This window comes from Sphingobium phenoxybenzoativorans, from assembly GCF_001757355.1.
GTDB lineage: Bacteria > Pseudomonadota > Alphaproteobacteria > Sphingomonadales > Sphingomonadaceae > Sphingobium > Sphingobium phenoxybenzoativorans.
Genome location: NZ_MINO01000009.1, coordinates 110490 through 120138, shown reverse-complemented (window position 1 = coordinate 120138; position 9649 = coordinate 110490). Strand labels below are relative to the sequence as shown.

Below are 9649 nucleotides of genomic sequence, written 5' to 3'. Positions count from 1 at the left end.
TGATGTCGATGTCGCCATAGCCGAAGCCAAGGCCCAGGCTGACGCCGCCCGCCGTGGTGGTGCCGAGGCCGACCGAGCCGCCATAATTCTGCGTCCGGGTCGCCGACGCGCCATAGGGGACGTTGCGGCCGTAGCGGACGAAATTGCCGTTGGGGCTGAGCCAGATGTTGAGGCCGCCCTTGCCCATCGCGCGCGGCAGATAGCGGGTGAAGTCGCCGAACGGATCGGTCGTGCGGATCGCGGCGATGGAGCCGTAAAACTCGCCGCTGGCCAGTTCCTGCATCGCTTCGGCGATCTGATCCTCGTCAAGCTGCGCGTCGAGGGCGTTCAGGACGTCCGCCATGTCCTGAAGATTGGACACCGCCGCTGCATTGGCGGGGTTGCCGGTGAAGGCCGGGTCTTCCAGACGGGCGAACACGGTCGGCAGGATGGCGTCCAGCGCATGGCCGACCGCCACGACATTCAGGTCGGCTGCGTCGGTGGCGTAGGATTGGCGCTGCACCTCCACCGAGACGATCGTGCGTCCGGGCGCGCCGGCGCGCTCGCGGAAGATCAGGTCGAGGAAGGGCGAGTTGACGCCATTGGCGATCGCATCGGCCGTCACCCCGACGCTGCCCGAAACGTCGAACAGGTCGGCGCGGGTTCCGGCGATGAAGCGCCCATTGCTGCCCGTCACCACATTCACGGTGCCGGCGAGCGAGAGATTGCCGTCAACCGTGATGAAGCTGGGCGAGGAATAGACGATGCCGGGCGTGATCGCCGGGACGACCTGCGCCAGCGCGACGCCGCCCGCAGTGCCGGAGGTCTGCACGACCGGGGTGACGCCCATGACCAAAGTGCCGGAGGCAGACTGGGCGAAGTTGCCGCGCACATAGGCGCTGATGCCGTCCACCGTGGCGATGCCGTTGGCGTTGGCGGCCTGCAGGCGGCCGACGACCAGCGTCGCGCCGTTGGAGACATTGCCGCGAATGCCGAACAGGTTCGATCCGCCATTGACGTCGAGTTGCACCGCGCCCTGATTGATCGCGAAATTGCCGACGTCCATCGTCCAGGTCGGCGTGCCGCCCGGAACAAAGGCCGCGCCGTTGATGACGAAGGTACCCGTCCCGGTCTTTGCCACCGAATCGACGCCCAGGATGCGCGATCCCGCCGTCAGGAAGCTGGCGGCGGACAGGGTGGAGGCGACGTCCGCTGTGTTCAGCAGCGGATCGGTGGCGGCGAAGGGCGCGAGCGCGGCGGCGCTTTCCTGCTGCCGGGCGCTGTCGGCATTGGACAGGCCGAGATAGCCGTTGCCGTTGAGGTTCAGCGTGGTCTGGGTGTAGCGCGCGCCGGTCGCGGCGTCATGCTCCGCCGAGACATTGCCGACCGTCACCGACCCCGCGTTCAGGTTCAGCGTCGCGACGATGGTGTTGCTGATCAGCGGGCCGCCATTGGGGATCAGCGCGCTATCGACGCCATAGCTCGACCCTTCGATCGCGCCGCGCACGAGGATGGCGTTGCCGCCGTCCGCGCCGCCGACGAAGCCGTTCTGGGCGAAGCTATAGGTCTGCACCAGCGGCGTCGCGCCCAGCGCGGTTATGACATTGTCCACCGCCGTATAATGCTGCGCCGAGGAGCCGAGATAGACGCCGCCGCGGATCACGCCGCTGTTCGTCGCCGTGCCCTGCGTCGCGGTCATCGTAGCATTGCCGCCAACCAGGCCGCTGTTGACGAAGGAGGCCGGGGCGGCGGTCTTTACATAGACTTCCGTCGTCTGGTCGACCTGCGTTGGCGGGTTGTTGGTGCCCGTGCTCTGGATCACGCGGCTGTAGGTGCCGCCCAGCGCATACACGGCGACGTCGCCATAGATGGTGCCGCTGTTGGTCGCCGTGGATTGCGTGGCGCTGTCGACATAGACTTCCACCGGCGCATCATAATAGCCACCGGTCAGCGTCGCGCTGGCCCCGCCGACGATGCCCGCATTGGTGAAGGTCGAGGGACCGCCGACGGCGCGGGCGAAATAGTTGCTGGTCGCGCTGCCCGTGCCGGACGGGTCGGATGTAGCGCTCTGCGTGATGTCGTACATGTCGGCGCTGAGGCCATCGAGGCCGATCGTGCCGCCAAGGCCGGGATCGGTGAGGACGCGGCTGCCCGCGCTGATCGACACGGACGATCCGGCGCGGCCCATCGCATAAATGTCGCCGGAAACGACGGCGGGGGTCTGCGCGGCGGTCATCGCGGCGGACGACTGGATAACGATGGAGGCCGTGCCGCCCGTGATGGTGTAGGTGGAAACGCTGCCGTTCGTGCCGCGGCTGATGGCGGAGACGCCTTCGCGCGCTTCGCCGGTCAGGGTGACGCTGCTGTCGCCGAGCGCGGAGCGAAGGTCGACGTCGCGCGTCACGATGCCGTCGATCGCGGCGCTGACGGCGCCCTGGCCGGACAGGTCGATACGGCCGCTGACCGTTCCCGCATTCTGGAAGGAGGTCGCGCCGCCGACGCTGTCCACCAGCACGTCGCCGAAAATCTCCGCGCCGGTGCTGTTGATGCCGGTAAAGCTGTTCGTCGCCGTGGCGGTATCGCCGGTGTAGCGGAAATCGACGGGATTGACGTTAGTGCCGACAATGCCGCCATTGGTGAAGGTGACCGCGCCGGTATAGGCCGGGCCGACGATGATCGCGCCGGGGCCGTCATCGACGACGGTAGAGCCAGCCGACAGCACGAGCGAGACATTGGGAGGGGTGATGGAGCCGACGGCCGTGTTCACGCTGGACGCGGTGTTGCCGGCGGCGGTGCAGGTGACGGTGTTGGGATCGGTCGCGCAAGCGGCCTCGGCAATGGAGGGATGGGCGAGGGCGAAAACAACCGCGCCACTCATGATGCCCGTCGACAGCCGGACCTTGTTGCGGTTCATCATATAACTCCACCCCTATTGAAAAGTCTGTGTTGGGCGATTGCGGCTAATGCCCGACCCTTAAGATTCCGCGACCAGGCCGTTTGCGATTTGTGAACGGGTTCGCCAGCCCGCCACGGATATCAGGCGACATTCGCGATCCTGACCGCCGATCTCAGCGCCCTGGCGATGCGCGCGGGCCTCCGCCCGCGCCGCTTTCCGTAGAGCGTTTCCATAAGGTCCAGCGACTTCAGATGGTCGTGAATCCATTGCAATGTCCCGTCATGCGCCATGTCGCGCAGGCGGGCGGGCGCAAGGTCGAGCAACCGCGCGCCATCGACGATCCGGAACCCCGCATAGGCGGGCGCATGCGCCAGCATTTCCGTGCGGATATCGAGCGCCGCATCCTTGAGCAGATCAAGCTCCATCAGATGCCTGACCAGATTTTCGGTCCGGGCGGCGGCGGCCTCAAAAGTGTGGCAGAAGGCGATGATCCGGGACAGGGCCGGGCTGGGGCCGCCGTCAGCGAACAGGGGATAACCGCCCTTGCCCCCTGCCCGGACGACGCCGGATGACGGATCGAAGCACAGGATGAGTTCCCCGTCCCCCGGCCTGTGCGCCAGGAGCCAAGGGTAACGGCGGACATAGGCGGGGACGTAAAGACCGCGCGGGAAGGCCCCGGTCTGCGCATCGACAAAGCGGTTCTCGCCAGTGTCGAGGCCCATCACCGCAATCGGAACCGGCCTGTCGCCGGAGGAGAACACGACCGGATAGAAGCGGCCGGCCGGCGCAAATTCCTCTCCCAGCAGGGGCACGACATTCTGCCGCGAAAGATCGGCCGGGCGCTTGACCGGTTCAAACCGGAACCCGTCATGCACGACGCTGTCCAGAGCCGCGAGCTGATTATAGAATAGCGGCAGGCTGACGGTATCGACGATCGACTGCATCGGCATATCCCCCTCGGACCCCCGATTGTCCCGCAGGCACTATGTACCGATTTGGGACAATTGGGAACATATAGGGGAAATTCAGGATGCGATAGAGTCGAATGCGAAAGGGAAATATCCATCCTGAGCCGATAAATCCCCTGCCTTTAAAACCCATGCCTTTCCGCCCGTTATCATGATATAAGGGCGATGTCGGACGGGGCACAGGCATGAGATATTTTCTGACGGCGATGATGCTGGCGATACCGGCCGCAGCCATTGGCGGCGTTCCGGCGGCAGCCGACGGTTTCGCGCGCTTCGCGCCGGAGATCGAAGCATTTTCGCGCCAGCAGGTCGCGGAACGGGCGGCGGACGACGATGCGCTGTTCGTCGGCAGTTCCAGCATCCGCCTGTGGAATGTCGCCCGCAGCTTTCCCGACATCGATGCGGTCAATCGCGGCTTTGGCGGCGCGACGACGCCCGATGTCCTGCACTATTATCCCCAGGTGATCGCCGGGTGCCAGCCGGAGAGCGTGATCGTCTATGTCGGCGAAAATGACATTGCCGCAGGAAGAAGCCCCGATCTGGTGGCGGCCGATGTGCTGACCCTGCTGGGCAAGATACGGGCGGACTTCCCCCATGCGCGCATCGCCTATCTGTCGATGAAGCACAGCCCGCTGCGCGATGATTTGTGGGGCAAGATGGCGATGGTGAACGCGACGGTGAAGGCGCACGCCAAGACCGGCGGCGGTTTCGATTTTCTGGATGTCAGCAAATCCCTGCTGGCGGTGGACGGTACGCCCGACAGGCAATTCTACACCGTGGACGGCCTGCATATGAACGCGCTGGGCTATGCGCGGTGGACGGCGATCGTGGACGCCTATCTGGATGCTGCGCCGCCCCAGGTGACGGAGAAGCTGGCTTCGTCCTGAGGGTCGGCAAAATTCAGCCGCTTTGACCAGCCGACGACCAGAACCGTCATGCCAGCGAAGGCTGGCATCTCAGGCAGGGATGCGCCAAGCCGCCTGAGACCCCAGCCTGCGCTGGGGTGACGATAGAATGAGGAGAGTGGCAGCATTCACCACCCTCCAATCACTTCCCTAAAGCCCCGCGACCAGCGAGACCCGCGTGCCGGGCGATCCGGTGTCGAACTCTATCGCCGTCCGCAGCGTGTCGGCCATGGCCCTGACGATCTTCGAGCCGAGGCCGGTGCCGATCGATACGCCGTCGGATGGCATGCCCCTGCCGTCATCCTCGACCCGAAGGCGGAAGCTGTCCGGCGTCTCGCGGCTCAGCAGCACGCGGACCTCGCCGGGTGTCGTGCTGTCATAAGCATATTTGCAGGCGTTGCTGACCAGCTCATTGACGATGATGCCTACCGCGACCGCTTTGTCCGTGGCGAGTTTCAGCGGTTCGGCGACAAGCTGCAGAGTGCGGCGGGACAGCGGCGTCGACCAGGTTTGCTCCAGCTCCGCGATCAGCGCGCCGAGATATTCCTCCATATCCACGGTCTCGACGTCATCGGTGGTGTAGAGGCGCTTGTGCACCTGGGCGATGGCGGCGATGCGGCGCTGCGTATCCTCCAGCGCGGCGCGGGCGTTATCGTCGGCAAGGGCGCGCGCCTGCATATGGACGAAGGCGGACACAAGCTGGAGACTGTTGGCGACGCGGTGGTTCACTTCCCCCAGCAACGCCTGGAGCCGGTCGTTGCTGGCGCGAAGCTGCGCCTCCGCCTGTTCCTTTTCCACGCGCAGCCGCACGGCGACCAGCGCCTGTTGAATGGCGCTGGCGAGCAGGTCGAAGAAATCCTCGCCTACCGTCTTGACGACATAATCGACGGCCCCGGCCTTCAGCGCGGCGACGGCGATCCGGCCTTCCTCCGACCCGGTGACATAGATGACCGGCGGCGGGGACGGCAGTGCGCGGAGCTGCGCCAGGGTGGCGAGGCCGTCCTGCCCCGGCATATAATGATCGACGGCGACAAGATCGAAGGCGGTTTCCGCGGCCATCGCCACACCCTGCGCGCCGCTTTCCGCCAGTTCCACGCGATAGCCGCGCCGTTCCAGGACACGGCGCGTCAGCCGCCGCAAACCCTCGTCGTCGTCAATGTAGAGGATGTGCGGCGCGTCAGCCATTAATCGGAATCGAGATCCGGCACCTGAATGACCGAAAGGAACAGGCCGAGCTGCTTGATCGCATCGGCGAAGCTTTCATAATTCACGGGCTTGGTAATGTAGACGTTGCAGCCCAGATCGTAGCAGCGCTGGATTTCGATCTTGTCGTCCGTGGTGGTGAGGACGACGACGGGCGTGCGCTTCAACGGGCCTTCGCCCTTGATCTTCGCCAGGATGTCCGTGCCGCTCATGTCGGGCAGGTTGAGGTCGAGCAGGATCAGCGCCGGGCCGTTCAGTGCGGGGCCGCTGCTATCCTCATACAGATATTTGAGCGCGGAGGTGCCGTCCACGAAATGGCGGATCGCGTTGGAGATGCCCGCGCGGCGAATATTCTTCTCGATGAGGCGGGCGTGACCCTCATCATCCTCGATCATCACGATGTTGACCGGCTGTTGACCGTTCATCTGTCTTTCTCCCCGGCGCCGGCGAATACCGCCGGCAGATTGACTTCAAACACCGCGCCTTCCCCCAGTTGCGAGGCGACGGTTATGGTTCCGCCGAGGCGATAGGCCAAAGCGCGAACATGCGCCAGTCCGATCCCCTCGCCCGGCTGATCCTGCTCCCCCGACCGGCGGAACAGATCGAACACCCGTTCATGGTCCTTTGGATCAATTCCCCGGCCATTGTCCTTAATCTGGTATAAGACGCGAAGGCCGCGCCGCTGCCCTGTGACTTCTATTATGCCCGGCCTGTCCCGGCGCAGATATTTCACGGCGTTTTCGACAAGGTTGGATGCGATCTGCTCCACGGCCAGACGGTCGCTGACCATCGGCGGCAGATCATCGGCGATCCTGATGGTCGCGCCGACTTCCTCCGTCCGGTGGCGCAACGTGTCGGCGACGCCCTGGAACATGCCCACCATGTCCAGCGTCTCGGGCGCGATCGTGCGGCGGCCCTCGCGGGACAGGCGCAGGATCGCGTTGATCAGGCGATCCATCTTCTGCGTCGATGTGCGGATGAAGCCGATGGCTTCGGGCAAGTCCTCCCGCGCGGCGAGGCGGGCTTCCTCCGTCACAATGGCGGGCGCTTCGGCCTCCGCCCGGTCGATCAGCGCGCGGAGCGAATGGGTGGCCGCGTCCAGTTCCGCCGTGAAACCCATGACGTTGACCAGCGGCGAGCGCAGATCGTGCGACACGATATAGGCGAAGCGCTGGATTTCATCATTGGCGCGCTGGAGGTCGATCGTGCGGACGCGCACCGCCCCCTCCAGATCCTCGTTCAGCACGCGCAGTTGGTTGCGGGAGCGCATGAGGCCGGAGGTATAATGGCGGATCGTCGCCACCGACCCGATCGCCACAAAGAAAAGCAATATGCCGCCCAGGCCGAGCGCCCAATAGAACAACGTGATGCTCGATTGCTGCGCCCGCACGCGCTGACCCAGCAATCTCTGCTCCTCGGCAAGCATCGCGGCGGTCGCTTTTTGAATCCGCGACGACACGTCGGCGGAACCGGCATCGCCCGCCCGCCGGCCGATGCCCGTCATCCGCCCGGCATCCGCCTCCGCCATGGTGAACAGCAGCATGGCATCCATCTCCCGCGCGAGCGCGCGGACTTGCGGGATGAGCCGTTGCTGCATGGCGTTGTCGCGGGTCAGTTCAGCGACGCGATCAATCGCCCGCTGCAGATCCCCCCGCGCCTCGGCATAATCCTCCCGGATGGCCGGGCGGCGATCCAGCAGATAGCCGCGCCGGGCGAAACGCATGCTCTGCACTGCTGAATCCACGCGGCCGATGGCGCGTTCGACGTCATAGGTGTGGATGAGCCAGGCGGTATGTTCGCCATTGCGCTGCACGGCGAACGCCGCCGCCAGCCCGGCGGCGAAAATGGCGATGAATCCGACGCTGACGAAAATGATGACAAGCCGCCCGAAATGCTTGTCCTTGTCCAAGGGTAACAGTGTCGGGGCCTTCATCACCCGATCCTTAAGGCAAGAAAATGCCAAAGGGGAAGCCTATTCGTATGCGGATCATCCAGACCTTAACCTGGATAAGATATATGCCGGTTTGCGGGGGCATGGACGGCGATGTTCCGCCCTCCGCGCGCGCCCTGCAGCCGTCCCGTCATCCTCCGGTCAGGTCGAGAAAGGCCACCACGTCATTTTCCGTCGCCAGATAGAGACCGGCCTGCACCTCCTCCGGCTGTTGCGCGGCGATCTCCAGCGCCTCGCCCAACGGTCCGTAGAATAGCGTGGAGGCAGAGCCGCCCTCCCCGCCATCGTCGAGAAAATAGAGCCGGACGGAAGCCTGATCGAATGTCGTGCGCATGGCCGCAGAATGCCGCCGATCACCGGAAAGCACAATGGCGTGACCGCCGGTCCAAGGAGGGGCGATGCGAGTCGGAAAATTTTGCAAGAGAAAATGCATTTCGTTCGCGACTTTCCTTCAGAGACGCGCTACATTTGTGAAATCTTGCAGAAAAGGGGGAGTGGCACCGTGACGATCATGACATTTCCCGACCTGATCGACCTGCAAGACGGCCCCGTCGTCACCGTTGACGGCCTGGAACCGCGCATCGGCGAGAGCTGGCGCGACTATAATGACCGCGCCATCGCATGGATCGAAAGCGACCCGGATTTCACTGTTGGGGAATCCCGCTATCCGCTGCGCCAGCTCGTCACCGAGGCCCTCGCCTATCTGTCCAGCATGGCGGCCGTGATTGTGGCGACGGTCTTCTGGTAATCCCCGCTCTGCCGTCCGGGCGGGCCGCATCCATTCACAGCGCAGCAACATAGGTGTCAGGGACCGGGCGTAGCGGGTTTTCCAAAGCGCTCCGGTTGTATAGGGTCCATGAACGGCCCTCCTGCTGGCGATGCAGGGGCCTATGTGCCCGCGATCAATGACTCGTATGTGACCTGTGCGAAAAGGGAGGGAAGGTCAGCCTTTGCCTGTGCGGACGGGTGCGCGCTTCCGTCTGCACAGGCAGGAGTTCAGTGCAGATGGCGGGACTGGGTTCCTGCTTTCGCAGGAACAGGCTGTATCTGTAGCCGATCAGGACAGGCTCTGGGCCGAAGGCGGTAGCGTGACCGGCGATGCCATCTCCGTGCTGATGAATATCAGCATCCATTCGATAGTTTTGGCGATGCAGCTCAGAAGGGATCCCGACTTTCGTCAGGATGACGGATCGAACGCCGGCCCGTTTACGCCTTTTCCAGCGTGCACTGCAGGGGATGCTGGTTCTGCCGGGCGAAGTCCATCACCTGGTTCACCTTCGTCTCCGCGACCTCATAGCTGAAGATGCCGCAGACGCCGACGCCGCGCTGATGGACGTGAAGCATGACGCGGGTCGCCTCCTCCATATCCATGCGGAAAAACTGCTGCAGGACATGCACGACAAATTCCATCGGCGTGTAATCGTCGTTCAGCATCAACACCTTGTAGAGCGACGGCTTCTTGGTGCGGGCGCGGGTGCGCGTGGCGATGCCGACGCCGGGACCGCCCGCGCCATCTTCGTCGTCCTTGCGCTCCGCCATCATCGCGAAGCGGCCGTTATTGATGCCAATGCTGTTCATGCCGGACAAGAATATGGCAAGTCATGGGTGAGGCGCAAGAGGCAGCGCACGCATTTCACCCGCTTAATCAGACCCATTTCCCGTATAGTCGTGCCGGTTCGGAACGCACCGGACACAAAAGGGGCGGCCGTCCCGTCGCCGGGAGGCCGCCCCTTCGTCAATACTGTAA

At 64.3% G+C, this 9649-nt stretch carries 9 protein-coding genes; 2 read left to right on the top strand and 7 right to left on the bottom strand.

Features of this window, described 5'->3' with window-relative positions; genetic code table 11:
• Together BHQ40_RS07495 and BHQ40_RS07490 are read right to left on the bottom strand one after the other, a co-directional pair.
• Nucleotides 1-2896: beta strand repeat-containing protein (locus tag BHQ40_RS07495; protein WP_435593904.1), on the bottom strand; the 2896-nt coding region annotated here is incomplete at its 3' end.
• Between the two features lie 119 nt (nucleotides 2897-3015).
• Nucleotides 3016-3819: a SapC family protein gene (locus BHQ40_RS07490; RefSeq protein ID WP_070154436.1), complete on the bottom strand. Its 804-nt coding sequence runs from the start codon at nucleotides 3817-3819 to the stop codon at nucleotides 3016-3018.
• 209 nt (nucleotides 3820-4028) lie between these two features.
• Here BHQ40_RS07490 and BHQ40_RS07485 point away from each other — a divergent pair, with 209 nt between their 5' ends.
• Nucleotides 4029-4730, top strand: coding sequence for a GDSL-type esterase/lipase family protein (locus BHQ40_RS07485; RefSeq protein ID WP_253183286.1), 702 nt, complete (start codon nucleotides 4029-4031; stop codon nucleotides 4728-4730).
• A 168-nt stretch (nucleotides 4731-4898) separates the two neighbouring features.
• On the opposite strand, the gene BHQ40_RS07480 is transcribed toward BHQ40_RS07485, so the two are convergent.
• The 4 genes from BHQ40_RS07480 to BHQ40_RS07465 all read right to left on the bottom strand — a co-directional run bounded on the left by BHQ40_RS07480 (nucleotide 4899) and on the right by BHQ40_RS07465 (nucleotide 8236).
• Nucleotides 4899-5933 carry a sensor histidine kinase gene (locus BHQ40_RS07480; protein ID WP_070154434.1) on the bottom strand — a complete coding sequence of 345 codons (1035 nt, stop codon included), beginning with the start codon at nucleotides 5931-5933 and terminating at the stop codon, nucleotides 4899-4901.
• Nucleotides 5933-6376: a response regulator gene (locus tag BHQ40_RS07475; RefSeq protein WP_070154432.1), complete on the bottom strand. Its 444-nt coding sequence runs from the start codon at nucleotides 6374-6376 to the stop codon at nucleotides 5933-5935. Before BHQ40_RS07475 ends, BHQ40_RS07480 begins: the two co-directional genes overlap by 1 nt.
• The gene (locus BHQ40_RS07470; protein WP_070154430.1) at nucleotides 6373-7884 is read right to left on the bottom strand and encodes a sensor histidine kinase; all 1512 of its coding nucleotides are present in this window, start codon (nucleotides 7882-7884) and stop codon (nucleotides 6373-6375) included. Before BHQ40_RS07470 ends, BHQ40_RS07475 begins: the two co-directional genes overlap by 4 nt.
• Before the next feature lie 148 nt (nucleotides 7885-8032).
• Nucleotides 8033-8236 carry a hypothetical protein gene (locus BHQ40_RS07465; protein WP_070154461.1) on the bottom strand — a complete coding sequence of 68 codons (204 nt, stop codon included), beginning with the start codon at nucleotides 8234-8236 and terminating at the stop codon, nucleotides 8033-8035.
• A 168-nt stretch (nucleotides 8237-8404) separates the two neighbouring features.
• Here BHQ40_RS07465 and BHQ40_RS07460 point away from each other — a divergent pair, with 168 nt between their 5' ends.
• The gene (locus BHQ40_RS07460) at nucleotides 8405-8650 is read left to right on the top strand and encodes a hypothetical protein (RefSeq protein WP_139139219.1); all 246 of its coding nucleotides are present in this window, start codon (nucleotides 8405-8407) and stop codon (nucleotides 8648-8650) included.
• Between the two features lie 458 nt (nucleotides 8651-9108).
• Here BHQ40_RS07460 and clpS read toward each other — a convergent pair whose 3' ends face one another.
• Nucleotides 9109-9444, bottom strand: coding sequence for an ATP-dependent Clp protease adapter ClpS (clpS, locus tag BHQ40_RS07455; RefSeq protein ID WP_425516679.1), 336 nt, complete (start codon nucleotides 9442-9444; stop codon nucleotides 9109-9111).
• Nucleotides 9445-9649: the final 205 nt, after the last annotated feature.

What these genes read in the sequence shown, in the direction of transcription:
- BHQ40_RS07490 (WP_070154436.1), bottom strand. Translation starts at nt 3,819, where the DNA reads ATGCAGTCGATCGTCGATACCGTCAGCCTGCCGCTATTCTATAATCAG.
- BHQ40_RS07485 (WP_253183286.1), top strand. Translation starts at nt 4,029, where the DNA reads ATGAGATATTTTCTGACGGCGATGATGCTGGCGATACCGGCCGCAGCC.
- BHQ40_RS07480 (WP_070154434.1), bottom strand. Translation starts at nt 5,933, where the DNA reads ATGGCTGACGCGCCGCACATCCTCTACATTGACGACGACGAGGGTTTG.
- BHQ40_RS07475 (WP_070154432.1), bottom strand. Translation starts at nt 6,376, where the DNA reads ATGAACGGTCAACAGCCGGTCAACATCGTGATGATCGAGGATGATGAG.
- BHQ40_RS07470 (WP_070154430.1), bottom strand. Translation starts at nt 7,884, where the DNA reads ATGAAGGCCCCGACACTGTTACCCTTGGACAAGGACAAGCATTTCGGG.
- BHQ40_RS07465 (WP_070154461.1), bottom strand. Translation starts at nt 8,236, where the DNA reads ATGCGCACGACATTCGATCAGGCTTCCGTCCGGCTCTATTTTCTCGAC.
- clpS (WP_425516679.1), bottom strand. Translation starts at nt 9,444, where the DNA reads ATGATGGCGGAGCGCAAGGACGACGAAGATGGCGCGGGCGGTCCCGGC.